This is a genomic window from Myroides profundi, assembly GCF_000833025.1.
Classification (GTDB): Bacteria; Bacteroidota; Bacteroidia; order Flavobacteriales; family Flavobacteriaceae; genus Flavobacterium; species Flavobacterium profundi_A.
The window spans coordinates 3,371,020-3,394,699 of the sequence record NZ_CP010817.1; the positions used below are offsets into that span (position 1 = coordinate 3,371,020).

Sequence of the window (23,680 nt, forward strand, 5' to 3'; positions counted from 1 at the left end):
TTATACAAGAAGTGCCTTAAACTTAAAGGTAAGGCACTTCTATGAAATTTGAAAAAGATTACTCGAATTTTTGTTCTAATACTATTGCACTTGGAAACAAAATATTATTTTCTAAGTGAATGTGTTTATGTAGGTCATCTTCAAACTCTTTTAGCATAGCGTAAGTAACCTTATATGTATTACATCCATCTGCTGGTGGTGTATAATTATTAGACAACTCTGCTATTTTTCGGAAACGCTCTCCTTCTCCATCATGTTCATGCATCATCATGGCAACTGGATTTTGTACTGTACCAAAATGAGGCGTTTCTAAAGGTTGTCCTGAGATAGTTGAAGACACCATCTTACGAATAAATGGAAACAGAACAAGCTCTTCTTTTTTTAAGTGTTGGCTTAACTCCGCTGCACATCCAATAAACAATTCATTTATTTCAATTAACTCTGGGTGCCTATCTCCATGTACTCTACTCAGTTTATTTAAAAATTGTAATAATACTGGAATCTTCTCCTCTACATATCGATGGTGTGTCTTCTCAATATAATCAGCTAACAAATCTAAAGGCCAATGTCTAAAATCGATATTATTCTCTGCTTGTTGTGTCAATAATCGTTCTAACTCTCCGATTAACTCTTCTCTATTGACTGATTTCTTTTCACATACCTCTTCAATAGTACGTCCTCCTTTACAACAAAAATCAATTCCATATCTATTGAATATTGCTGCTGTTCTAAAATCTTCTGCTACAAATGAGCCTACTGTTCTATTTATCATGATTGCTTTTTTTAAATGTTAATTTGAATACGAATAAGACGATAGCGAAAATACCTACTGTAAAGATTACGTCACCGATGGTACGTAGCCATTTCAGGGTATTCATAGCTGGTAGCTGCATAAGTTCGCTAGAACGCGCATACCACATACCATGTTGGATACTTTCAATCGCTTGCCATATACCAATAGGTAATAAACTTAAAAGTGCCATTAATAATAACCCTAAGTTCAATCCCCAGAAGCCTATTTTCAACAACTTCTCATTCCATTTGATATCTCTATATATACTTCTTAATACGAATAGCATAAGTCCAATTCCCAACATTCCATATACTCCAAATAAAGCAGTATGTGCGTGAAGAGGTGTTGTATTAAGTCCTTGTACATAATACAGTGCTATTGGTGGATTAATAATAAATCCAAATACACCTGCTCCTAAGAAATTCCAGAATGCCACTGCTATCATAAAGTATATAGGCCATTTATAATCTTGTAACCATCCTTTATGTGTAGATATTTTATAGTTCTCATAAGCTTCATAACCTATCAAAGTCAAAGGCACCACTTCTAAAGCACTGAACGTTGCTCCTAATGCCATTACTGCAGTTGGCGTTCCTGAGAAATATAAGTGATGGAATGTACCTATAATTCCCCCTGACATAAATACAATAGTAGAGAACAATGCACCATTAGTAGCTGTCTTGGTTTTAATCAACCCCATTCGTACGAATAAGAACGCTAAAACGACAGTAGCAAACACTTCAAAGAAGCCCTCTACCCATAAATGCACTACCCACCATCTCCAATATTCTGCAATGGCTAAATTGGTTTGTCTTCCCCACATTAGCCCTGCTCCATAGAATAAAGCAATTGCTCCACATGAGATTAAGAAAAGTATAATCAAATTGCGATGGCTTCCTTTTTCTTTCAATACAGGTAATAACGGTCTAATCATTAAAGCTAACCATACAAATAACCCTACAAATAAGAAGATCTGCCAGAAACGCCCTAAATCTACATATTCATATCCTTGATGTCCAAACCAGAAGTTCTGTACTAAGTTTAGTTTTTGCATAATACCAAACCACTGACCAATCATAGACCCCAAAACAATAATCAATAAGGCTATAAATAGGAAGTTCACTCCGAATACTTGAAACTTAGGGTCTTTACCCCCTACTGCTGGTGAGATATATAATCCTGTTCCTAACCAAGCAGTAGCTATCCAAAAAATAGCTAATTGAGTATGCCATGTACGCGTAACAGAGTAAGGTAAAATTTGATCTAATGGAATACCATATAACCCTTGTCCTTCTACTCCATAGTGAGCTGTTACAATTCCTAACCCTACTTGTAATAGCATCAATAAACATACTACCCAGAAATATTTCTTCAAGATAGTCATACTCTTAGTTACAGTTCCATTTGATACAGGGTCTTCCACTGGTACCATATCCTCTTCCTCTTGCTTAGAGGCTACATGATAATAAACGAGTACCCCTACAGCAAAAATCAATAAGATAACACTCACTCCAGACCAAGCGATAAGAGGTGTAGTAGCTACGTTACCTACTAACTCTTCTGCAGGCCAGTTATGCGTATAACTAACATCACTATCTGGTCTATTAGTTACAGTAGCCCATGTAGCCCAAAAGAAGAAAGCATTCATTTGTTTCAGTCTTGTTGGATCTGTTAGTGCATTATTAGGTATTGCATAATCTTTACGCAGTTGCGTAAATTCTGGGTCATCTGTAAATAACTTAGTATAATACTCCTGAAGATATAAACGAGCTTTATTTCGTTCCTCTGTAATCGTCAGAACACCAGTTGCTTTGTCATAAGTATTAGCTCTAATATTAGCTTGTAGATGTGCTTTTAAATAAGCCTGTTCTTCTAATGAACTATCTTCATAAGACTTATTATACTTCTCTTGAGCATAATACTCCAATAAATACAATGCCTCTCTATGCAGAAAATCAGCAGTCCAATCAGGAGCGACATAAGCTCCATGTCCCCATACAGAGCCAACTTCTTGTCCTCCAATACTCTGCCAGACATTCTGACCGTCTTTTATATTACTAGCAGTTAATACAGTTTCACCATTAGTTGTTCTAACTTCTATAGGCACAGGTGGCGCCTCTTGATAAATTTCAATACCGAAATAGCCGAGTACCCCAAATGAGAATAACATTACTATCGTAAATGCTATCCATAACTTTCTTTGTCTATTTTTCATACTTTTAAATAGAAGACTTTTTTATCCTTTATTGTTTTGTAAAAAAAGGGAAGTTACTCCCCACGTATAGTTACAACTTCAAGAAAGTATCACCAGACTTGGTACCATTGGCTAACTCTCGCAAAGTAGTAGTTTCTAACATATTTCTCAACCCTTCTCGGATTGCTTTAAATTTAAAGTGAACAGGACATGGGTGCGTCTCAGAACATTGAGCTAATCCTAATCCACATCCCTTGTAGATAGAATCACCATCGATCACATTCACCACTTCACATAACTTAATATTGTCTAAGCTTGCTATCGGAATTTCAAATCCTCCTCCTACTCCTTTAACCGAGTCGATTATTCCACTCTTAGACAGCTTTTGAAGTATCTTAGCTGTAAAAGCTTCTGGAGCATCTATCTCTTTTGCTATTTCTTTAAAACCTACACGCTCCCCTTTCAGTGAAGATACTGAGATAAAAACAACTGAACGAATAGCGTATTCACAAGCTTTAGAAAACATATCATTTATTTTAATAGTACAAATATAAAACAATTCTACATATAAAAGACAATAAAGTCCTTTATATATAAAATAAAAAAACAATATTAGTCTAATAGACTAATATTGCTTCCTATATAGATAATTATACATTATAACTTATCTAAAAACTATTTCTTTTATTACCTCTCTCCCTAACTCTTCATTTATCATTCTAATTATCTTACTCTTACCATAAGTTAATTCCTCGCGTACGATAGGAGAAGATAAAGCTACATAAAGTACATCACGTTTTAAGAGTATATCTAATGTATAATTAGCTATTCCTGGTCCTAATAGATTCTTCCAAGCGGCACGAACATCAAGATTATCAATCCCTTTATCTAAGTTATTCTCCTTTATAAAAATCTTTAAAAGATCCTGAATACTGCTCTCCTCTCTTAATCGTTTATTTACATCATACTTTTTCAATGCTTACATTATTTTAAGGTAAAAGGTACTGCCTTCTTATAATAATAGATAATATCACTTTCGTTCTTAACAACAAACTCATCCTCATCCAATTCTATTAACTCTTCTTTCCATTCAGCAAACTCAGTCTTATACATTAACCAAGTCTTCCCCTCTTCATTAACTATAGTAAGGTTTTCTTGCACCTCATTCGTTAAATACTCACCATTCACTTGTGGCATTACCTTCTGACGAAAACCAACTCCTTTATCATTTATCTCAAAGAAATCAATAGATGAATTAATAGTGTAATCTTTCACCTCACCATCTGGCAATTTTGCTTTCTCTATTTCCCAATAACCATTAATTATCTTTAAATCCTCAGGTGTAAATTCTTTCCCACAGCTTGCTACTAAAAAAAGTATACCTATGAAAAACACTTTATATAATCTACTCATAATTAGTACTTCTATTTAAAAAATGAATCAACAAATTCAAATTTATTAAACACTTGCAAATCTTCGATTCCTTCTCCTACACCTATATACTTAACAGGTATTTGGAATTGATCAGATATACCAATAACTACACCACCTTTAGCAGTTCCATCTAATTTAGTTACAGCCAAACAGTTTACTTCTGTTGCTGCTGTAAATTGCTTAGCTTGTTCAAAGGCGTTTTGTCCTGTAGAACCATCTAATACCAACATTACATCATGAGGTGCATCTGGAATAACTTTCTGCATAACACGTTTAACTTTAGTAAGCTCATTCATTAAGTTTACTTTATTGTGTAGACGACCTGCTGTATCTATAATTACAACATCAGCGTTCTGAGTTACCGCAGACTGTAAAGTATCAAAAGCAACAGAAGCTGGATCACTTCCCATTTGTTGTCTTACAATCGGCACACCTACTCTATCTGCCCACACTTGTAATTGATCAATAGCAGCTGCTCTAAATGTATCTGCCGCACCTAATACAACATTCAATCCTGCTTTCTTAAATTGATAAGCTAATTTTCCTATAGTTGTTGTTTTTCCAGCACCATTTACCCCTACTACCATCAACACATAAGGTTTTTTATCTTTCGGAATTTCAAACTCTGTTGCTTCACCAGATTGAGTCTCTGATAACAATCCTGCTATCTCATCTCTAAGAATCTGATTTAACTCATCTGTTCCAACATATTTATCTCTCGAAACACGCTCTTCAATACGCTCAATAATTTTCAATGTAGTATTAACACCTACATCAGATGACACAAGTATTTCTTCTAGATTATCAAGTACATCATCATCTACTTTTGACTTACCAGCAACTGCTTTAGTCAGTTTTGAGAAAAAAGAAGATTTAGACTTTTCTAAACCTTTATCTAAAGTTTCCTTCTTTTCCGAAGAAAATAACTTCTTAAAAAAACTCATATTACTTTTATTAACTACTGCAAATATAAAGAATAAAAAGTGAATCAATTTACCCAAATCACAGGATAAAAAAATAAACAACTTTTGTTCTTTTTATTATAAATGAAAAAAGCAGCCATAAAAGGTGCTTTCAAATAAAATTTGGTATCATAAATATATACACAAAAAAAGCTGTCTATTATAGACAGCTTTTCAAGATCTTTATAATGGTAAAATTACTTCTTGTTTAAGAAATCATCCACAAAGTCAGGAGCCATAACAGCTTCAACGAATGTGTAAGCTCCAGTTTTAGGAGATTTAACCATTTTAATTGCTTTCGTCAACTTTTTAGAAGATGTTCTTAAAGTCGCTACGGTTTTCTTTGCCATGACTAATAATTATTTAATTTCTTTGTGAACTGTTACTTTCTTCATGATAGGATTAAATTTTTTAATCTCTAATCTATCAGGTGTGTTTTTCTTATTCTTAGTCGTGATGTATCTTGAAGTTCCTGGTAAACCAGATGCTTTGTGTTCAGTACATTCTAAGATTACTTGAATTCTGTTCCCTTTCTTTGCCATCGTATTCTATTTTTTAATGGTATGAATTATTTTACTAATCCTTTTGCTTTTGCATCTTTCAATACAGCAGTAATACCTTTTTTGTTAATTGTTTTTAATGCAGACGTTGATAATTTCAATGTTACCCATCTGTCTTCTTCAGCAATGTAGAAACGTTTTTTAACTAAGTTCACAGAAAACTTTCTCTTAGTTTTATTCATCGCGTGAGAAACGTTGTTTCCAACCATTGCTCTTTTACCAGTAATTTCACAAACTCTTGACATTATTTCTTATCTTTTATTTCAATATTCAAAATCAGGGTGCAAAGTAACGAAAAAGAAAATTATCTTACAAATTCTTTTAGGTTATTTTTTTAATATTTCATTATATATCAATTCTAAACCCTTTGCTATAGCACTGTTTATAACCTTTTCTCTTGGTTGGCCTAATTCGTATTTTTTTGTAAACACTCCTGTTGGCGTTGCGATTCCTATACATACAGTTCCTACCTCGACATCAGAATCTCCCTTAGATGGTCCAGCATTTCCAGTAGTAGCAATTGCATAGTCACTATTAAATTTTAATCGTGCTTGCTCAGCCATTTCCATAGCTACTTCTTCACTAACTACTGTATATTTATTTATTGTATCTTGATTGACTCCTAATATATTTACTTTACTCTCGGTTGCATAACATACCATTCCTCCTTTAAAGTAAGCAGAAGACCCAGGTTTAGCATTAAACATAACAGCTAACCGTCCACCTGTACAACTTTCTGCAAAAGAAATAGTTTTATTTCTAATTTGCAACTCTTTTGTGATAATTTCAGGAAAGTCAATATCCTCATAAGCTCGAATATGTTCTTTTACTGACTCAGGCATCCTATCGATTTGCATTTCAATACTTTGAGACAAAAAATCCTGATTAAAACCTCTACTTGACAGACGTAATCTTACTTTACCAGGGCTTGGTAAATAAGCTAATTTTATATCTGACGGTAAATTATTCTCCCAATCTTCAAGATATTCTGCTAACAAACTTTCTCCAATACCATAAGTAATTATCGTTTTATGGATATTAAATATCCCCTTAAAGTGATCTTTAATATAAGGGACTAATTGCTCGCTAAATATTGTTTTCATCTCAAAAGGAACTCCTGGGAAAGAAACAAAAGTAGTGTTGCCTTTTTGCATTAACATTCCTGGAGCTGTACCTACTGTATTAAATAAAACAGTAGAAGTAGAAGGCACTAAAGCTTGTTGTTTATTGACCTCTGAAATAGGCCTTTTAAAGTAATCCTCTATAAGAATTGTAACATGAGCTAAAACTTGCTCATCTACGACTAAATGATCCTCAAAAAAGTCACAAAACACTTTTTTAGTCACATCATCCTTAGTCGGTCCTAATCCTCCTGTCATTATAACTAAGTCCACCTGTCCTATCTGAAAAGACATAGCCTTCTCTATTGATTCTTTTTTATCAGAAATAGTTATAATTTCTGACACTTCGAACCCTAACAAATCAAGTTCCTTAGCTAAATACACCGAATTAGTATCTACAATCTGACCGATGAGAATCTCATCTCCTATAGTGATTATACTTGCTTTCATACTATTTCTATAAGCTAAAATCTTTCTGTATTTCTTTACGAGCTCTCTTTACTCTTTCTTTAAAGATTTTAAAAGTCTCCTTTACAGCTTTAGTTTTTCCTTTTTCTTTTGCCCATTCTTCTATTAAAGAAGCCTCCTCGATAGCTTGTTCCATTCCTAAAAACTCTAATGAAGGCATCAGTATATTCATACTTTCTGCTACGTCATCATAGTTTTTTTCATTGATTCCTATCTTTATTTTTTTGACCAAATCTTTAGACTCTTCAACAAAAACAATTAAACCAGCATTCACTAACGCCTGATCATCGTTATAAGTCTGTAATATAGGTCCTAAATCATAATGAAGTGCCATACGCTTATTTCACATTTAGACGAAACAACTTTTTACCTGCTAGAGTTCCTTCTAGCACATCTCCCTCATTTACTTTTCCTACTCCTTTTGGAGTACCTGTGAAGATTAAATCTCCTTTCTTCAGAGTAAAGTATTTAGATACTTCTGCTATAGTTTCATCTATATTCCAAATCATCTGTGCAGTACTAGCTTCCTGTACTGTATTACCGTTTTGTATTAATGAGAATGTAGTATCATAAAGATTATCTAATTCTTGCTTGTCAATAAACTCACCTAACATAGCAGATCCATCAAAAGCTTTCGCCTTTTCCCAAGGCAATCCTTTTTCTTTTAATTTGCTCTGCATATCTCTAGCTGTAAAATCAATCCCTACAGTAACCTCGTCATAATACTTATGAGCAAACTTAGGTTCAATATGCTTACCTACTTTAGTAATTTTCACCACTACTTCTACTTCATAATGAATATCATCAGAAAACTCAGGAATAGCAAATGGACACTCTCTACCCAATAAAGCAGAATCAGGTTTAATAAATAATACAGGCTCTGAAGGTCTTTCATTGTTCAGCTCTTCAATATGCTCTACATAATTTCTTCCAATACAAACTATCTTCATAAAGACGTAATTACAACTTATTATTTAATTTTCTCAATTTTAGACCAGTCAATACTTTCTTAGTATACAATGGAAAATCTGCATTCTGAATCCAACCATAATATCCAGGTTCATTCTCTAATACTTCATCTACCAATGCTCCTTTGTGCTTTCCAAAAGTAAATATCTCTTTACCTTCTTCATTTAAAGCAATAAATCCTGCAAAATCAACACTTTTCTTACGAGTAGTATACTCAGACAACAATTTCATATCATTCTCTAAATCCTCATATCTATCTAATTGTGCTTTTAATATCTCATAAGTAGCATTAGTATCTGCTGCTGCTGAGTGAGCATTATCTAGACTCTCATTACAATAAAAACGATAAGCAGCACTTAATGTACGCTCCTCTTTTTTATGGAATATAGTCTGAATATCTACAGATACTCTATTCCCCATTTCGAAGTCTACTCCTGCTCTTAATAATTCTTCTGCTAATAATGGAATATCAAAACGATCTGAATTAAATCCAGCTAAATCAGAATCTTTAATCATATTATACACTAGCGGAGCTAATTCTTTAAACGTTGGCTCATTCGCTACCTTCTCATCCGTAATACCATGTATAGCTGTAGACTGCGCTGGTATAGCTCTCTCTGGATTAACTAGCCATGTCTTACTCTCATTATTTCCGTTTGGAAACACTTTTAATATCGATATCTCTACAATTCTGTCTCTTGCTACGTCTATACCTGTTGTCTCTAAATCAAAGAAACAAATCGGTCTATGTAATTTCAACTCCATTATTCTATTTTTATTTAATTACAAATATAATAAATGTAAACTTTAGCAAATTAAAAACCAATGCTAACTTTTTTAACATTAATAACTAATATCAACATATTTACTTTTTATTATCTTCATGAATATATAACAATTATCACAAATAATAAAGGCTATTCTTAAACAGAACAGCCTTTAAATAAAACATTTAAAATAACATATTTAACCAAACCTATGACTCAAAAGGTGATTTTTTTACCTCATCTTTTATATCACTAGACAAACTTCCTAAGAATACTGTAATATCATCTATTTGCTCTTGGCTTAATTTTACATTTGTTTGTAGACTAGCCATGATACGCACAGCCTCTTTTAGATCTTTCACAGAACCATCATGAAAATAAGGACCTGTATGTTCTATATTTCTTAACCCAGGTACTTTAAACAAATATTTCTCTGTATCCTTTTTACTTAAATCTGCTAATCCATTATCAATCTTCGCAGATTTAGTTTCTTGCCAATAGTCACCATACACTCCGAATTTTTGGAACATCTGTCCTCCTAGCGCTACTCCATTATGACAAGTAATACATCCTACAGAAATAAAAGTCTCTAATCCCTTTTGTTCTTGTGCAGTTAAAGCCGTTATATCCCCATCTAAGAATTTGTCAAATCTGCTTTCAGGCATTAATGTACGCTCAAATGCACCAATGGCATTCGTAATATTCTTAAATGTAATAGGTTCTTTATCTGATTTATATACTGCAGCAAATTTCTCCTTATACATATCTATTTTACGCAATCTATCTTCTAGTTCCTTTTCGTCTTTAATATTGTGTTCTACAGGATTTAGAATTGGCCCTCCAGCTTGTTCTTCTACATCTTTTGCTCTACCATCCCAAAACTGCATACTGTGCAAGGCTGCGTGAAACACTGTAGGAGAATTTCGTCCTCCTAATGATCCATCATCTCCAGGAGAGAATGCTAAATTATCCACTCCATAAGTATTTAAATTATGACATGAATTACAACTGATATTTCCATCCTTAGATAGATTTGTATCAAAATATAAATATTTCCCTAATGCTACTTTCTCTGGATCTAAATTTGTATTCTCTACAGAAGAGATAGGTTGAAAGTAAGCTGAGGCTTTTGTTAGTAATTCAGACTTTACTTCCCCTTTATCATCAGAATTACTTTTTTGCTCTTTTTTACAACTTACCAATGCCAATAAAACAGTCAATAAAACTAGTCGCTTTTTCATATTTAATACTTCTTTGATTTATGATATCAAGTTACTTAGTATAAAGAATAAGAAGAATGACATATATCACCTTACATCACTACTTATGGTTTTACTATTTTCTCAACTTTAATCCAATAGAATAATCATAAACTCAAAAAATGATATCAAAAAACAAACATTAACCAATTAACATTTTGTTTTATTAAATATTTACTCTATTTTGGCTATAACCAACAACGATAAAATACTATGAAAACAATTTATTCTCTTCTTATCCCTTTCTCTTTAGCGATAATTTGCACGAGTTGTCACACCACAGAAACAATAGTATCTTCACCTTATAAACTAAAGAATGAAAAAACAGTAGTCTATTCTGCTAAAACCTTTATGTTTAAAAATTACTTTTTCACCTATGAGAACGGTGAAGCTACTTTAGTATATCAACAAGATGCTAAACTAAATGAAAAGACAGAGCCTGTATACTTGACCCTAAGAGAAAATAAAGAAAATACGAGGTTTCAAGAGTTCACAGATAAGACTAAACAAATCACAGTTAAAATAATTAGCGATTATGAAGTGAGGCTACAACTAGACAAAGCCAGATACACACTCTATACATCAGAGCATCTAAAAGAAGTTAATGCTGATACGCAACGAATACTAGCGGATATCGCTTTATGGAAAAATGACAGATACTAATGATATTCATTTATAAAAAAAGCAACTATAGTTCCATATATAGTTGCTTTTTTCTTATAATCCTGGTTCATAGTTTTCTATCTCTTCTCTTAACCAAGTCGGAATCTCTATTGTTTTTTTCTCTTTGATATCCATCATCACCTGCGTACTTGTACCTATGGCATGTAAGATTAGATCTCTATTCTCCCCTTCACTAACAATAGCATATTCAATCTCAAAACTCTTACCTCCCATTTTAGATATTCTTACCCCTATCTTAGGATGCCTTACATTTAACTTAATCTCCTTAATATAATTACACGAGATATTAGCTATCACAAACATATGTTTAAACCAATCCCATGTCTTACTAGCTTCATTCATATAATACCCTCTACCAATCTGAAAATAGTCGATATACATCACATTATTAACATGTCCCAAAGCATCCATATCACTCCATCTAATCTCTAAAGGATGGAAAAACCTAAAATCATTACTATTAAAATCCATATTTACTCATCTAAAGTTAGAGATTGAAGATATAAAAAACATATTAAAACACAACTCTACTTTCTGCATAATATCTAAACTCCTACTAAAAAGTTTTTTTCAAAAGTGTATGGATATTATTCTTCATTTATAGCATTGTTCACATCATTTCTTTTACTTCCAAATATCGCTTCCTTCCAATTGTAATCTTTCTTAAGAAATTTAATTTCCTTTTTTAAATTAAATCTTTTGATAACAGTAAAGTTAAATGTGCTTGCCAACAACCCCGTTTGATAATCCTTCTTCATGTTTAAGAACAACCCATTAGCTACTGCAGATGCACTAACAATCCACTCCTCCCCTATATAACCAAGAGAGAATCTTCCTACCACAGAAGGGTTAACTGTAAAAACAGTCTTGTTCGTTAATAAATTCTCTTCTATTGCACCATTCACACCAAATGTAAACGCGCCTGCTACCAATACTTTTTTATAAGGCACCCAGTTATACCCATACCCTATATTCGGACCAAAATGGTAAGTACGCTTATCATAATCGTTTAACTCTTCTGAAAGAACCGGAATATTTCGAAGCGATGAATAAAACATCCCTCCTCCTAATAGTAGAGATCCAGCTGACTTCATTTGTACTTTGCTTAAATCGTATGCTGCACCTAATGAGTACTTCTCATTATTCCACACATATTGAAATAAAGCTCCATACATATGAATTTTAAAATCTGGAAAAATATCTTCTGCTGTAGGAGTGTCATCCTTATGATTTTCTTTATATCTATAAAATCCCTTATTGCGTTTATAATATAAGTCTATCAGAAATTTATCTCCATAATGATGGTATTGGAAATCTGTTGCTTTTGTCTTACCCTTTTCCTTCTCTCTCATAAAAGAAAAACCATGACTAAAACTAAAAGAAGAACTTCCCCATAAAAAACCTACACCTATGCTCACTGGTTTATTAGACTCAAATGTCTGTGTACTCTTTTTATCTTCTAGAGTATAATCTAGTGCCAATACATCTTTACCTATAGCAAACTTAACACCATAAGGTTTTATATGATCTTTCACATAAGTAGAATCAACCTGTGCAAAAACAGAGATTGAAAAAAGAAAGAATACTAGCGCTTTTAAATATCTCACTATAGCTAAACAATTAATTATCACGAAACAATATTAATAAAAAAACCTCTAGTTTATCACTAGAGGTTCATTAAGTTTTTAATAGACTAAAAGAGTTAGTTTACATCATAATAGTCATATACATGATATTCATTGAATGCAACTTCTTCGTCACATTCTAAAGTTGAGTAATGCTTCTCACCAGCATCAAATAAAACAAGATTTAAACGTTTAAACAATAAATGCAACATTTCTTTTTGTCCTTCTTCGTCCAACTCTAAGGTCAATTTTACAATATGCTCTTTACTCTCTGTGCTTTTTTCTTTATCTACACAGATTAGAGTTACTTTAAAGTCACTGATTCCTGTTAAAGATAATCCTACAACTTTAAATCTCTCTTGATCCACATCAAAGTACTCCCCAATACTGCTGATGTAATTCCCTTTTTTTGCAGCGATGATATCTGATATATCAGCCGCGATACTTCCTGTGAAGTCATTGAATTGTACTTCTGCTTTCATAAAACAACAAAATTTAATTTTCTTTTCATTGATAAAGATAGTAAAACATTAGTTCTCACAACATTATATATTATTTTTAAATTACTATCCATTTTTAAGAAACTTTGAGACTGTATAACTTATTTTTTTAGATAAAAAATAACATTAAAATCAATTATATCTTAAACAATTCAAATTATTTTCATTTTTTTAATATACAGCAATACGTTTTAAAAAAGTCAAACTCCTATTTTTATCAAAAACACAAAAAATAAACATATAATATACACAATAGTTTATTTTCAAACAATAACCGAATCAATAAACCAATATAATTTCACTTTTAAATTCACATCCGAATAAAAAGTATTAAAATAAGATAACAAAAAAGTAAAAAACAACACTAACAATTCACATTACGTCAATTATTGACATTAAAGAAATCTCATAAAAGAGCGAAACAATGCATTTTTATTAAAAAAACTTATTTATTTCTAATTCATAGGCTTCGTTTAGCCTTCTTTATAATATACTGAATTCCCTTAGAATTATTTTGTTTTTCCCATTTATCACAGACTTCTAACACAAAAGCAGGTTGTGTTTTAGCAGCATCATTTAGCCAATTACCTACACTATCCATCACATACTTAGAAGAATCCTCTTTTAAAGCTTCTAATAAAGGAAGGCCTACTTCTGGATTTTCTTTTAACCTATCAATATGCTTACACCATACTCCTCTAGGTCTTGTAGACTCAGTCACAAATCTTCTTATATATTCATTCTCATCCTTAGTCCACGTAAGTAATATTGTTATACTTTCGTCTAACTTATCTATAATATCAGCACGTACAGCCATCCAACAAATCTCTCTAACTCCAAAATGCCCATCCCCTGCAAAGTATTTAATTTCTTCTAGCTTCTCATTTATACTTAATGCATCATTATAACCTATAAAATAAGTCGCCCAACATCGTACTAAATCACTTTTATGCTTTTTTAATAATTCAAACAATTCTCTATCTTCATTTTCCTTTGCTAAACAATACAAAGTATAACCTATACATTGATTAATAGAATTTACAGTTGGCTTTTTTATGCTTTCTATAGCATCTAATACGATGCTCGTATACATATCTTTTTTTAAATCCAACAATACATATTGGACGAGTTGCCTTTGATCAATCGCCAACCACTCTGTCAAATTCACACTTGACAACTCACCTTTATTTAACATCGCTAAAACACCTTCAGGAATATCTTTAATTGACCTTGCTCCTTTTCTATTCTCCATAATGAACATTCTTAAAACAAAATAAAGCTCTTACGAGCTTTATTCCTTATCTATATAATAATAGGACTCTACTGTAAAGATAAATATACAGTCTAAATGTTACAAAACATTAATTACCTCTTTCAATTCTAAACGATTACCATAATTCACATCCATATATCTAAAGCTGATTCTTCCCTCATCATCTATTATATAAACAGCAGGTATATTTAATTCTGTCTTTTCTGTTTGATTCAAATGTTTTAGATCTATTCCAAGCATCTCATAATGAGGCTGTACAAAATCTTGTAATTCAAATTTGATATCTAATGCCTTACCTAATACTAAGTTTTTATCTTGAACAATTGGAAAAGACATCTTATTCTCACTCTTCCAATCTTTAAGGAGCTCTATATTCATTGGTGACACTACTATTACCTCAACGCCTTTATCCTGTAACATTGGATAATAACTCATTAAATGAGCCATCTCTATATTACAAAAAGGACACCAATTTCCTCTTACAAAACTAACTAAAGTCTTTTTACCTTTAAACAAATCAACAATAGGAATCTGCTGATTACTTTCTGTCACTACCTCTACTGAAGGAAACATCATTCCTACTTCTGATGTTGTTCCAAAACTTTTTGTGTGCAAATCCATAATAGAATTACCAAAAGCATTCATAGTTTCTACAGGCACTTGAGACTGCATCCCTTGAGTCATTGTATCTAAAGCTTGTTTTATTTCTTTCATATTAAAGTCTTATTTTTGCAAAGATGATAATCACTTTATTATCATACAATACCGCATATATTCACCCCATAGGGATAAAAAAGTCACTTTTATGAATACAAAGGCACGAGCAATAGAAGAAAAAATTTGTCCACTTGAATTTGCAGTGAATGCCATCAGTGGAAAGTGGAAAATTCCCATCGTTTGGCAAATTAACCAAGGACATAAACGCCCAAGCGAAATGCTTAAAGGAATTATGAAAGTAGACCGCCGCGTGCTTAATCAACAACTAAAAGAATTAGAACAAGATGGTGTTCTGTATAAAATAAGCTATAATGAACTTCCTCCAAGAGTAGAGTACCTCCTTACTCCACTAGGAGAACAATTGGTAGAAGTATTATGGAAATTAAATGCTTGGGGCGAGACCTTATTAAAAGAAAAAGAGACTACTGAATAGTCTCTTTTATTATTTTTATTAATATAGCTCTTTACTCTTTAAAGAAATCATCATTTCATTATCCTCTATGATCATCTCGGTGTTAGTAAACTTAGCAGGGATATTAGTAGGATACCAGTTGCGATCAGGTGTTACCATAATAATCAACCCTTGATCATCTCCGAGTGCCAAGAACTGTTCTGTAGGTTCTGCCTTTTTGAAGTAACTTAAATTGTATTCTTGAATTAACTTCTCTGCCGACTCCATTGGCTTCTCTACCACTACACCTATCTCACTAATACACGTAATCTGTACAGGATCAAAAGGTCCATTCAATGAAAGTAAAATATCTTCTCTCGCTATAAACTCTAAGATATTCCCGTTATTATCTGTAAAATAAATAGACTTTGCCTTCCATGCTTCAAAATGAGTAACCAAATTCCCTTCCACATTCTCTATTAAATCAACATGCTTTCTTGACCAGATTAATGCTTCTTCTATCTGATTAGAAGGAATATTAAAAGCAAAGTGATATACATTGACAGGAGTATCTACCTCTTTAAACGTAAGAATAGTTTCTCCTGCTTGTACAGCAAAGCTCCCTTTCACCTCTTCAATAATATCAAAGTCTAATACCTCTGTATAAAACGCTCTTGTTTCTTTTAATTGATTTGTCTCTATATCTAAATTTACTATATACATCTTCTATTCTTTTTTATAAAACAAATATCCTTAAACAGACTCATACTTACATATTAATTCCTCATCATTTATTTATATCTAGATAGATAAAGACTATTAATCTCTTACTTAGCTTATATTACTATAAAGCATATAAGTAGTATAGTACATCTCTCCATACTTACTATCACTTAGCAAAAAATCAAAACCAAAAATACAATCATACTTAACTTCTCCTGATTTTGCTTCGTATTTCTGAGCCAGTACCTTGACTTCTTTCTCATTAAATAAATGTATCTCTAGAGTAGATCGATCTATATCCATTGCAGCAACAGCTTGCATCTCTTTACCATCAAACAACAGCGGTATACGTACTTCATTTAATTCTAAACTTTCAATATAGTTTATTCTATTTTGCTTTAGGTCATACTCAGTAGTATGTTTCTTTTGAAACCAAATATTATCAATTCCAGCGCGCTGTTCAGCAAGGCTATATCTAAAGTCTTTATTTAAAAAAGCATCTTTATCTTTAGCAGAATCATAATGATAACGATGTTGTCTTACTTCTGCATTATCTAAAAAAGCAATAATTAATTCTTCCGAAACTAAAGTATACTCTTTGATAGGTATACGTTTCTTATCTGCGCTTTTTTTATAAAAAACTATACCTCCTATAATTAAAACAATAAACAACAGATATATCATTACCAAAAACTTAAACTTGTTCCTCTAACTTAACCTATTACAATAAACAATTCTCCCCATTTACTCCTACTTCTTTTTTCATTCTGTAGTATTTATTGTAATATTAATTTCTATTCAATCACCTCATCTATCTATAAGCTCCACCATTCCCTCTTACCTCAAACTCATCACAACAATTTATCTCTTGTACCCACTCGATAAGATCACTTTCATCTACACATAAATCACTATAATCTTCTTTATTACCTACTTCAGTATACTTTTGCTTAATATGCTTAAAGCACATCATTGTTCCAAAAGAGCTATTCCCATAAATACTATAATCTCCATATAAGCAACCATAACAGTTCATTAATGAATATCCCTGAGGCAATTGAGCCTTCAATTGATCAAATGCTACCTCAACAAATCCACTCTTCCCTACCAAAACCTTTTCCTTCCACGTCAATTCAGTCCTAACTTCTTCATGAAAACTTGTAGTATTGGATTCTATATTGCTACCATGACTAAAGCACATCATTAACTCTACAGGTTCTGTAATCCCATCTGATGACAATAAGTATTGAGATACCGTAAATTCAAATTGACAATCTGTCAAACAGTTATCTAAATCTGAGGCGATAGTTATCCATGTACTATCAATAGTTTCCTCTTCTAAATCCCCTTGATAACCCAAATCAGTAAACTCTCTTCCTTTAAACAGTAATCCATCTATTTCTACAGAGAGATATTCTCCATCATTATGTATTTCTATAGGAATACTCTTATTCTTATGTGTATAAACACCTTGATACACCATCCTTAATCTTCTTTTATCTAATTTAGTATTTCAACAATAAACACTTTCTAAACAACTGAATTAGAACACAAATGTATAGCAAAATTGCAAAACAAGTTTATCTCTTTTGGATACTTTACATCGCTGTGCACAGCTCTATTAAGAAGCCATTATTTTCTAAAACATACCCTACTGTCTGTCCCCAAGGTTTTACTGTCATAGGCTCATATACTGTACCTCCTGCCTTTTCTACCTTCTGTATTGCTAATGCTACATCCTCCACTACAAAGCCTAACTCGATCCCAAAAGGTTTCTCTTTATTCACCTGTTGATATCCTTTACTCAAATTACTACTTGCCAACTCTACTTGTGCAAAAGCAATCGTAGTATCTCCTGATACCAACTCTCCATAATCAGCCTCCGGAGTAACGAACTTACGTACAAACCCAAATGCCTCTTCATAAAACCTTACAGTAGTCTCCACATCTACCACATACATAATGGTATAACTATATTTTATCATTTCTTTCTATCTAAAAAATTCTTCTTCTATTTCTTTAAACTCCTCTTGCTCATAGCGTTTGATACCTTTATCCTTTATCATAAAAATAGCTTGACAATGTTTATATAACACATCTGCTATATGAGAAGAAATAAATACAATACTCTCTTGAGACAAATGCTCTAGATACTTCATCAAATAATAATTAGCCTCTATATCTAGCCCATTAAAAGGTTCATCTAGTATATACATCTTATACTCTTTCTGAAGTACAGCATTCAGATAGACCTTTTTCTTCATCCCTGTAGAGAATTCTTTTATTAACTTATCTGTAGGCAACTCAAATAACAATTGATTACCCTGTCCTTTTTGTTGTATTAAATGTTGGTAAAAAGTATAAAACTCCTCTGCTGTTAACTCATCATATACAGCAGGTTCGGCACCACACCATCCTACCGCTTGCAGAGAAAGAATCTTGTCATTTAATTCAACAGTTCCTGTATATTTTTCTAAACCAAGCATGCATTTAAACAGTGTGGTCTTTCCCTCTCCATTTTTCCCATTACCCCATAAATACCTGGTTTATCTGTAGTAAATTGAATGTCTTTTAGAACAAGATGATTACCATAACTCTTTTCTTTAATATTTACTTTCAACATTCTTTATCTGATTTAATTGACGAATTGCTCGTTTATACAAAAAAGGCATTGCTATTAGCGGTAAACCTATTCCTATAAAGCAACTTGCTATAAACAATTGATGTTTTAATTCACTCTTATAAAAACGATACTTTAATACCGCATTACACATTGGTAAAACTAGAACTAATACTCCCCAAAACACATAATTCCAATCAAATGACAATACTAAAACCAATAGTAAAACGGGCATTATAACTAGTAAAGAATTAAACATCTGAACTTTTACCTGTTGCTCTAAATACTCTCCCCCATTTAATACACTTGTCATAATCTCTGTTTCCCTTTCTCTTTCAAAAGTTGGTATCATTGTTAAGATTCCTGCTAATATCAAACTCCCTATAACCAAGTTTTCGTTACTGTGTTTCACTCCCATTACACTAAACAAAATCACAATAGGCAATATCCACAACAATTTAAACTTCCTAAAACTAATCCTCCAAAATGGATCGACTAAAGAAAAAGGATACTTAACCACAGTTGACTGTTTCTTGGGGATAAAAGATAAGAGGTAGTATAACACGACTACACTTCCTAATCCTATATATTCTTGGTTTACTATCAGCACAACTAAAAAAGGAAAACTATACAACAGATATTCAAACCACAGTAATATCCGATAATGCTTATATACTTTTAATAATTCTATATCTATTCTACTCATGTGATATAGAATAGCATCTAGAAACACAAAATAAAATATACCTTTTACTATGGCGTAATTAAAATAGGCTAATACCGCAGTACCTATATAAAGTCCACAGATTAGCATCATCGCTACGTAATCTCCTTTAGACACATATTTCCTAAATCGTATTTCTATTAAATACTTCAAGAGAGTTAGCATATCTTTTAATTTATACCACAAGATAGGTATTAAAATGATCTATTTATTACAGATAACAAACAAAAAAGTCGAAGCACTAACTTCGACTTTTTTTATATCTTTTCATTAGTCCCTGTGAACTATTAACAGTACACTGTAGACCAATTCTTATCCCTCAAAATCACCACAATCATGAACATCAAAAGACTCTAATAAGCTCTTTAAAGTATAAAAGCCTGCAGGTCTATACAGTTCTTGATCGATTACTTGTCCTTTTACAGTTAATTGATACACAGGATAATCATCTACTCTTTCAAAAACGAACTCATTTAATGGAGTATGTATGGTTATTGTCTTATCCTTCTCCTCTATTTTAGTAATCTTATAAGAGATTTGTGTTTGCAAATCACATGCGTTCATCAAGTTTATCATTTCTCCATCTATGATAATATTAGCAACATCACAAGCGTAGCAACTTCCTCCAAACTCTAATCCATACTTCTTAGTCACTTCTTTAGCCTCTTTATCACTAATCTCCATTGGAACCAATAACTCGCTTTGTAACTGCTTTACTTTCTCACTCTCATGAACAGAAACTATCGTCTCCGCACCAGTCTGTTCTACAGTTTTCTCCTCAGTTGTATTATTCTGTTTGCAGCTCATCGTTATAGCTACTATACATATAAGCATTAACGCTCTTTTCATACCTTCTATATTTTCAGCAAATGTAGATATTATTACCACTAAACAGCATCCCTAAAAACAACTAATTTGAATACTTTCTCTAAACCCAGAATCAACGATAGGCAGTAACTATACAAAACAGGCCTGAATTAGTAATAAAACACACTTTAGTACTAGAACTATTAAGTACTATTTAATTAACGCTGGCTCTTGGGCTTTATCTGATAAGGATATAATTCATAAATAGCATTCGCTTCATTGATAGAGTATCCCATCTTATTATATTCCACGAATAACTTAAATGTATCATTTGCTACATTATCGTTTAGCTTATCTTGACAAAGAGCTTTATAATAATAGGCATCCGAAAACTCTTTATACTCCTTAATTGCCTTATCAAAATAGTCAATTGCTTCTTGATATAGTTCTTGTTCATACTTGATAATACCTAAATAAAACAAATCAACATGGTGTATATCTTGAAACACTTCTTTCTGTTTCTCTACTGCTCGTAAAAAGTATTGTTCTGCTGTATCAAATTCATTCAATTGTAAATAAGACAATCCAATATAGAAGGTATACGTATGATCCATTTCATACCTGTCTCCCCAGCGAATTAGACATTCTTCAAAATCTGCAATTGCATCTTTATAAGTCTTAAGAAATACACACTTAATAAAAGCCCTATAAGACAAATAACGCTTCACATCATAGCGTACAGCTTTATCTAGGTACTCCATACCTACCTCATACTTCCTATTTTTAAAATAAGGCATTGCTTTCTGTTGCCATAGATAAGCTACTGTACTATCCTGCTTCAACCCTTCATCTAAATTGGTTTGCCACTTATTCATATCTAAGTAATAATGATACTGATGAGCTCCATTAGTAGCATATTGAGTGATAATACTATCTTGTTTCACTACTTGCGCCTCACTAAGTTGGAGTTCTTCAATATATTTATTCTTTTCTATAGATGATTGACATCCTACTAATACAAATAATCCAAAGACAATAAAAAGGTATTTCATAACTATCTACATCTAAATTAGTTATTTAAAAATACTCTTTTTAAACTACTTATTCGTCTTTATTCATTATTTCTATCTTATACATAATCAAATCTATTGCTTCATTTCTCCAAATAATATCTCCATACTCTACGATAGCCTCACTATCTATAAAAATTCCTGTAGGATTACTCCAACACAACCATGCGATCATTTCTTCTCTTGTCCAGGTAGACAATTCTTCTTTTATCTCCACTGGAGACATACTACAAATCCTGTAATTAGGATGTAAGTGAGCTTCTATATCCATAACTAAGTACTTTAAAACTAAACACTTATTCATCATCAAAGAACATTCCAAATCAATGAATAATATCAAAATAATTATCTTTTACCCACAAAAAAAGCACTGTCATAAACAGCGCTTCTCTTCTACTATATCTTCTAAAGATACTTATATCTCATTGATTTTTTTGACAATCAATTCGCAAGTATAATCACTAATAGCTTTTATATCCTGCGTTTCTAATTGCTGATCGTACTCTTTTTCGAATACTGTACCATTGCCTAAGTCTATCACATAAGTCAATTCAGTAAATACACAAGCTAAACCTACTTCTATAGCTTCTGCTCCTTCTATTAGTTTGAATCCATCTAAACGGATAATAGATTGTATTCCTTCTGCTCTATTCCATACAATACTTGGATTGTCTAAATCTATTTCATTAGAAATCTCTTCTCCTACTTCATCCTCTTCTGATACCTCATCTTCGTTAATCTCCTCTTCAGTAGCAACACTTTCTTCCTCTACTACCACTTCCTCCTCACTAGTCATAGGCTCTTCTTCTACTGCTTGCTCTTCATTAGTGATAGACTCCTCTTCTTGGTGCTCTATAGTATCAGAAAGTAATTCTTCTAGCTCTTCTTCTGAAACATCTAAAGTATACTGTCCTATGATCTCATCGAATAAGTCTCCAAAACTATCTTTTACGTTATTCTCTACTTCTGTAAATAAAGGACGTATCGAATGTATAAATACAGACTCTAACCATGCAGCTGATTTCACCTTACTCTGCTCTTCCTCTTTCGCTTTTAATTGACGCTTAAGCATTTCTATTTGGTTGTAGAACTTCTCAGATTCTTCAATAGACTTCCCTTCTTGAATATCCACCACCATCTGTTGCGAACGAAGAATTTGTTGACCGATATGACCAAACAAATCATCTTTAGCTCCCTCATAACATAATACATCCGCAAGGTATTGCTCATACGCTTTGTTCTCCTTATCTGTAATCCAAAACGGAGTATATACGAATGCAATCAAAATCTGATTACTCAGCATACGTGCGATAACTCTATTCCCTCTATCAAAAGGGCTAATCTTCAAGAAATCAACATGAAAGTTTAATGCCACATCGATAGGGTGCGGTGCATATTTCTTTCCTTTCAGTATGTAATCGATAGCCTCATTCGTACGATTGATCAGTTCCTTCATCTCAGCTTTGACCTCTGCCACTCCCGTATAAGGATATTTATCCCCCTTATAAGTAACCATCTCATTAGGAGATTGCTTCCATTGTCCTATCGTTAGTTTCTTCTCTGCATCTTCTTCATACATCAGCTTAGCGTGAAGCTCTTTGATATACTTCTCAGACAGATGTACTTCTACTAATCCTCCACCTAACATATCTTTTAAGACCTCATCGTGCTTCTTGATTTCCATCAAATCACGAAGAGGCTTATTCTCCACATTCACCATTCCCGCAATCATGCTGCGTATCTCTTCTTTAGTCAGTGTATTTCCCTCTGTACCGTTAGAGTAATAGTTACACTCTAATCTATACTTCTCTGACAGCGTTACAAATTGCTCACTATTCAATCCTCCTAGTGCCTCTACCTGTTGCTGTAAGTTATCTATCTTTATTTTTACCTCTGTATAAGTCATCTTCACTGATTAATTTAAATCTATATACCTGATTCTATTTATCTTATAAAATCCAGCGTATATAACCTCGCTATTTCTAATCTCACACCCTTTATTTAGCACAAAATACAAAT

The 23,680-nt window shown here is 32.5% G+C and carries 31 protein-coding genes; 2 read left to right on the forward strand and 29 right to left on the reverse strand.

What is annotated here, in order from left to right:
* Positions 1-58: 58 nt before the first annotated feature.
* The 14 genes from ric to MPR_RS14885 all read right to left on the reverse strand — a co-directional run bounded on the left by ric (position 59) and on the right by MPR_RS14885 (position 10,509).
* On the reverse strand, positions 59-772 hold the full coding sequence (gene ric / locus MPR_RS14825; RefSeq protein ID WP_041893861.1) for an iron-sulfur cluster repair di-iron protein: 714 nt from the start codon (positions 770-772) through the stop codon (positions 59-61).
* Positions 762-3,008: a nitric-oxide reductase large subunit gene (locus MPR_RS14830; RefSeq protein WP_041893864.1), complete on the reverse strand. Its 2,247-nt coding sequence runs from the start codon at positions 3,006-3,008 to the stop codon at positions 762-764. Before MPR_RS14830 ends, ric begins: the two co-directional genes overlap by 11 nt.
* 70 nt (positions 3,009-3,078) lie before the next feature.
* A complete protein-coding gene (locus tag MPR_RS14835; RefSeq protein ID WP_041893866.1) occupies positions 3,079-3,513 on the reverse strand; it encodes an RrF2 family transcriptional regulator in 435 nt (144 codons plus the stop codon).
* Positions 3,514-3,651: 138 nt separating this feature from the next.
* On the reverse strand, positions 3,652-3,963 hold the full coding sequence (locus MPR_RS14840) for a DciA family protein (RefSeq protein WP_041893869.1): 312 nt from the start codon (positions 3,961-3,963) through the stop codon (positions 3,652-3,654).
* Positions 3,964-3,971: 8 nt separating this feature from the next.
* Complete coding sequence (locus tag MPR_RS14845) at positions 3,972-4,400, reverse strand: hypothetical protein (protein ID WP_041893871.1); 429 nt, start codon at positions 4,398-4,400, stop codon at positions 3,972-3,974.
* 11 nt (positions 4,401-4,411) lie between these two features.
* A complete protein-coding gene (gene ftsY / locus MPR_RS14850) occupies positions 4,412-5,365 on the reverse strand; it encodes a signal recognition particle-docking protein FtsY (RefSeq protein ID WP_025124486.1) in 954 nt (317 codons plus the stop codon).
* 215 nt (positions 5,366-5,580) lie between these two features.
* A complete protein-coding gene (locus tag MPR_RS18380; RefSeq protein WP_006260302.1) occupies positions 5,581-5,733 on the reverse strand; it encodes a DUF4295 domain-containing protein in 153 nt (50 codons plus the stop codon).
* Between the two features lie 9 nt (positions 5,734-5,742).
* Entirely contained in the window at positions 5,743-5,925 is a 183-nt protein-coding gene (gene rpmG / locus MPR_RS14855) for a 50S ribosomal protein L33 (protein ID WP_006260303.1), read from the reverse strand.
* Positions 5,926-5,951: 26 nt separating this feature from the next.
* On the reverse strand, positions 5,952-6,188 hold the full coding sequence (gene rpmB / locus MPR_RS14860; protein WP_006260304.1) for a 50S ribosomal protein L28: 237 nt from the start codon (positions 6,186-6,188) through the stop codon (positions 5,952-5,954).
* A gap of 81 nt (positions 6,189-6,269) precedes the next feature.
* Positions 6,270-7,514 (reverse strand): CinA family nicotinamide mononucleotide deamidase-related protein, encoded by a 1,245-nt coding sequence (locus MPR_RS14865; RefSeq protein WP_041893874.1) that lies wholly within the window; start codon positions 7,512-7,514, stop codon positions 6,270-6,272.
* 7 nt (positions 7,515-7,521) lie between these two features.
* The gene (locus tag MPR_RS14870; protein ID WP_041893876.1) at positions 7,522-7,866 is read right to left on the reverse strand and encodes a hypothetical protein; all 345 of its coding nucleotides are present in this window, start codon (positions 7,864-7,866) and stop codon (positions 7,522-7,524) included.
* A 4-nt stretch (positions 7,867-7,870) separates the two neighbouring features.
* Positions 7,871-8,482 (reverse strand): fumarylacetoacetate hydrolase family protein, encoded by a 612-nt coding sequence (locus MPR_RS14875; protein ID WP_041893879.1) that lies wholly within the window; start codon positions 8,480-8,482, stop codon positions 7,871-7,873.
* 10 nt (positions 8,483-8,492) lie between these two features.
* A complete protein-coding gene (locus MPR_RS14880; protein ID WP_041893882.1) occupies positions 8,493-9,266 on the reverse strand; it encodes a 3'-5' exonuclease in 774 nt (257 codons plus the stop codon).
* A 211-nt stretch (positions 9,267-9,477) separates the two neighbouring features.
* Positions 9,478-10,509, reverse strand: coding sequence for a cytochrome-c peroxidase (locus tag MPR_RS14885; RefSeq protein WP_041893885.1), 1,032 nt, complete (start codon positions 10,507-10,509; stop codon positions 9,478-9,480).
* Between the two features lie 231 nt (positions 10,510-10,740).
* Between MPR_RS14885 and MPR_RS14890 the strand changes: the two genes are divergently transcribed.
* Complete coding sequence (locus MPR_RS14890) at positions 10,741-11,190, forward strand: hypothetical protein (protein WP_041893888.1); 450 nt, start codon at positions 10,741-10,743, stop codon at positions 11,188-11,190.
* A gap of 54 nt (positions 11,191-11,244) precedes the next feature.
* Here the strand turns inward: MPR_RS14890 and MPR_RS14895 are convergent, their stop codons facing one another.
* The 5 genes from MPR_RS14895 to MPR_RS14915 all read right to left on the reverse strand — a co-directional run bounded on the left by MPR_RS14895 (position 11,245) and on the right by MPR_RS14915 (position 15,323).
* Positions 11,245-11,682, reverse strand: a complete 438-nt coding sequence (locus tag MPR_RS14895; RefSeq protein WP_074761274.1) for an acyl-CoA thioesterase — start codon at positions 11,680-11,682, stop codon at positions 11,245-11,247.
* 116 nt (positions 11,683-11,798) lie between these two features.
* Complete coding sequence (locus MPR_RS14900) at positions 11,799-12,842, reverse strand: DUF4421 family protein (protein ID WP_235280457.1); 1,044 nt, start codon at positions 12,840-12,842, stop codon at positions 11,799-11,801.
* A gap of 71 nt (positions 12,843-12,913) precedes the next feature.
* Complete coding sequence (locus MPR_RS14905) at positions 12,914-13,318, reverse strand: hypothetical protein (protein ID WP_041893892.1); 405 nt, start codon at positions 13,316-13,318, stop codon at positions 12,914-12,916.
* Positions 13,319-13,796: 478 nt separating this feature from the next.
* The gene (locus MPR_RS14910) at positions 13,797-14,588 is read right to left on the reverse strand and encodes a DNA alkylation repair protein (RefSeq protein WP_041893895.1); all 792 of its coding nucleotides are present in this window, start codon (positions 14,586-14,588) and stop codon (positions 13,797-13,799) included.
* A 99-nt stretch (positions 14,589-14,687) separates the two neighbouring features.
* Positions 14,688-15,323: a peroxiredoxin-like family protein gene (locus MPR_RS14915; RefSeq protein ID WP_041893897.1), complete on the reverse strand. Its 636-nt coding sequence runs from the start codon at positions 15,321-15,323 to the stop codon at positions 14,688-14,690.
* 91 nt (positions 15,324-15,414) lie between these two features.
* Between MPR_RS14915 and MPR_RS14920 the strand changes: the two genes are divergently transcribed.
* Positions 15,415-15,759: a winged helix-turn-helix transcriptional regulator gene (locus MPR_RS14920; protein ID WP_041893900.1), complete on the forward strand. Its 345-nt coding sequence runs from the start codon at positions 15,415-15,417 to the stop codon at positions 15,757-15,759.
* An 18-nt stretch (positions 15,760-15,777) separates the two neighbouring features.
* On the opposite strand, the gene MPR_RS14925 is transcribed toward MPR_RS14920, so the two are convergent.
* The 10 genes from MPR_RS14925 to MPR_RS14970 form a co-directional block, all read right to left on the reverse strand.
* A complete protein-coding gene (locus tag MPR_RS14925) occupies positions 15,778-16,440 on the reverse strand; it encodes a VOC family protein (RefSeq protein WP_041893903.1) in 663 nt (220 codons plus the stop codon).
* Between the two features lie 108 nt (positions 16,441-16,548).
* Positions 16,549-17,124: a hypothetical protein gene (locus MPR_RS14930; protein WP_235280458.1), complete on the reverse strand. Its 576-nt coding sequence runs from the start codon at positions 17,122-17,124 to the stop codon at positions 16,549-16,551.
* 127 nt (positions 17,125-17,251) lie between these two features.
* Complete coding sequence (locus MPR_RS14935) at positions 17,252-17,923, reverse strand: DUF6304 family protein (protein ID WP_041893906.1); 672 nt, start codon at positions 17,921-17,923, stop codon at positions 17,252-17,254.
* Positions 17,924-18,038: 115 nt separating this feature from the next.
* On the reverse strand, positions 18,039-18,401 hold the full coding sequence (locus tag MPR_RS14940; protein ID WP_082027836.1) for a VOC family protein: 363 nt from the start codon (positions 18,399-18,401) through the stop codon (positions 18,039-18,041).
* Between the two features lie 30 nt (positions 18,402-18,431).
* Positions 18,432-18,926: an ATP-binding cassette domain-containing protein gene (locus MPR_RS14945; protein ID WP_235280459.1), complete on the reverse strand. Its 495-nt coding sequence runs from the start codon at positions 18,924-18,926 to the stop codon at positions 18,432-18,434.
* Between the two features lie 117 nt (positions 18,927-19,043).
* Positions 19,044-19,949, reverse strand: a complete 906-nt coding sequence (locus MPR_RS14950; RefSeq protein WP_041893910.1) for a hypothetical protein — start codon at positions 19,947-19,949, stop codon at positions 19,044-19,046.
* A gap of 147 nt (positions 19,950-20,096) precedes the next feature.
* The gene (locus MPR_RS14955) at positions 20,097-20,633 is read right to left on the reverse strand and encodes a hypothetical protein (RefSeq protein WP_041893912.1); all 537 of its coding nucleotides are present in this window, start codon (positions 20,631-20,633) and stop codon (positions 20,097-20,099) included.
* 176 nt (positions 20,634-20,809) lie between these two features.
* On the reverse strand, positions 20,810-21,643 hold the full coding sequence (locus MPR_RS14960; protein ID WP_041893916.1) for a tetratricopeptide repeat protein: 834 nt from the start codon (positions 21,641-21,643) through the stop codon (positions 20,810-20,812).
* 49 nt (positions 21,644-21,692) lie between these two features.
* Positions 21,693-21,932 (reverse strand): hypothetical protein, encoded by a 240-nt coding sequence (locus MPR_RS14965; protein WP_041895578.1) that lies wholly within the window; start codon positions 21,930-21,932, stop codon positions 21,693-21,695.
* A 144-nt stretch (positions 21,933-22,076) separates the two neighbouring features.
* Positions 22,077-23,567 carry a Fic family protein gene (locus MPR_RS14970; protein ID WP_041893918.1) on the reverse strand — a complete coding sequence of 497 codons (1,491 nt, stop codon included), beginning with the start codon at positions 23,565-23,567 and terminating at the stop codon, positions 22,077-22,079.
* Positions 23,568-23,680 lie beyond the last annotated feature (113 nt).

Coding starts and splice junctions, on each gene's coding strand:
- ric (WP_041893861.1), bottom strand. CDS start 772: ATGATAAATAGAACAGTAGGCTCATTTGTAGCAGAAGATTTTAGAACA.
- MPR_RS14830 (WP_041893864.1), bottom strand. CDS start 3,008: ATGAAAAATAGACAAAGAAAGTTATGGATAGCATTTACGATAGTAATG.
- MPR_RS14835 (WP_041893866.1), bottom strand. CDS start 3,513: ATGTTTTCTAAAGCTTGTGAATACGCTATTCGTTCAGTTGTTTTTATC.
- MPR_RS14845 (WP_041893871.1), bottom strand. CDS start 4,400: ATGAGTAGATTATATAAAGTGTTTTTCATAGGTATACTTTTTTTAGTA.
- ftsY (WP_025124486.1), bottom strand. CDS start 5,365: ATGAGTTTTTTTAAGAAGTTATTTTCTTCGGAAAAGAAGGAAACTTTA.
- MPR_RS18380 (WP_006260302.1), bottom strand. CDS start 5,733: ATGGCAAAGAAAACCGTAGCGACTTTAAGAACATCTTCTAAAAAGTTG.
- rpmG (WP_006260303.1), bottom strand. CDS start 5,925: ATGGCAAAGAAAGGGAACAGAATTCAAGTAATCTTAGAATGTACTGAA.
- rpmB (WP_006260304.1), bottom strand. CDS start 6,188: ATGTCAAGAGTTTGTGAAATTACTGGTAAAAGAGCAATGGTTGGAAAC.
- MPR_RS14865 (WP_041893874.1), bottom strand. CDS start 7,514: ATGAAAGCAAGTATAATCACTATAGGAGATGAGATTCTCATCGGTCAG.
- MPR_RS14870 (WP_041893876.1), bottom strand. CDS start 7,866: ATGGCACTTCATTATGATTTAGGACCTATATTACAGACTTATAACGAT.
- MPR_RS14875 (WP_041893879.1), bottom strand. CDS start 8,482: ATGAAGATAGTTTGTATTGGAAGAAATTATGTAGAGCATATTGAAGAG.
- MPR_RS14880 (WP_041893882.1), bottom strand. CDS start 9,266: ATGGAGTTGAAATTACATAGACCGATTTGTTTCTTTGATTTAGAGACA.
- MPR_RS14885 (WP_041893885.1), bottom strand. CDS start 10,509: ATGAAAAAGCGACTAGTTTTATTGACTGTTTTATTGGCATTGGTAAGT.
- MPR_RS14890 (WP_041893888.1), top strand. CDS start 10,741: ATGAAAACAATTTATTCTCTTCTTATCCCTTTCTCTTTAGCGATAATT.
- MPR_RS14895 (WP_074761274.1), bottom strand. CDS start 11,682: ATGGATTTTAATAGTAATGATTTTAGGTTTTTCCATCCTTTAGAGATT.
- MPR_RS14905 (WP_041893892.1), bottom strand. CDS start 13,318: ATGAAAGCAGAAGTACAATTCAATGACTTCACAGGAAGTATCGCGGCT.
- MPR_RS14910 (WP_041893895.1), bottom strand. CDS start 14,588: ATGGAGAATAGAAAAGGAGCAAGGTCAATTAAAGATATTCCTGAAGGT.
- MPR_RS14915 (WP_041893897.1), bottom strand. CDS start 15,323: ATGAAAGAAATAAAACAAGCTTTAGATACAATGACTCAAGGGATGCAG.
- MPR_RS14920 (WP_041893900.1), top strand. CDS start 15,415: ATGAATACAAAGGCACGAGCAATAGAAGAAAAAATTTGTCCACTTGAA.
- MPR_RS14925 (WP_041893903.1), bottom strand. CDS start 16,440: ATGTATATAGTAAATTTAGATATAGAGACAAATCAATTAAAAGAAACA.
- MPR_RS14930 (WP_235280458.1), bottom strand. CDS start 17,124: ATGATATATCTGTTGTTTATTGTTTTAATTATAGGAGGTATAGTTTTT.
- MPR_RS14935 (WP_041893906.1), bottom strand. CDS start 17,923: ATGGTGTATCAAGGTGTTTATACACATAAGAATAAGAGTATTCCTATA.
- MPR_RS14940 (WP_082027836.1), bottom strand. CDS start 18,401: ATGTATGTGGTAGATGTGGAGACTACTGTAAGGTTTTATGAAGAGGCA.
- MPR_RS14945 (WP_235280459.1), bottom strand. CDS start 18,926: ATGCTTGGTTTAGAAAAATATACAGGAACTGTTGAATTAAATGACAAG.
- MPR_RS14950 (WP_041893910.1), bottom strand. CDS start 19,949: ATGCTAACTCTCTTGAAGTATTTAATAGAAATACGATTTAGGAAATAT.
- MPR_RS14955 (WP_041893912.1), bottom strand. CDS start 20,633: ATGAAAAGAGCGTTAATGCTTATATGTATAGTAGCTATAACGATGAGC.
- MPR_RS14960 (WP_041893916.1), bottom strand. CDS start 21,643: ATGAAATACCTTTTTATTGTCTTTGGATTATTTGTATTAGTAGGATGT.
- MPR_RS14965 (WP_041895578.1), bottom strand. CDS start 21,932: ATGGATATAGAAGCTCACTTACATCCTAATTACAGGATTTGTAGTATG.
- MPR_RS14970 (WP_041893918.1), bottom strand. CDS start 23,567: ATGACTTATACAGAGGTAAAAATAAAGATAGATAACTTACAGCAACAG.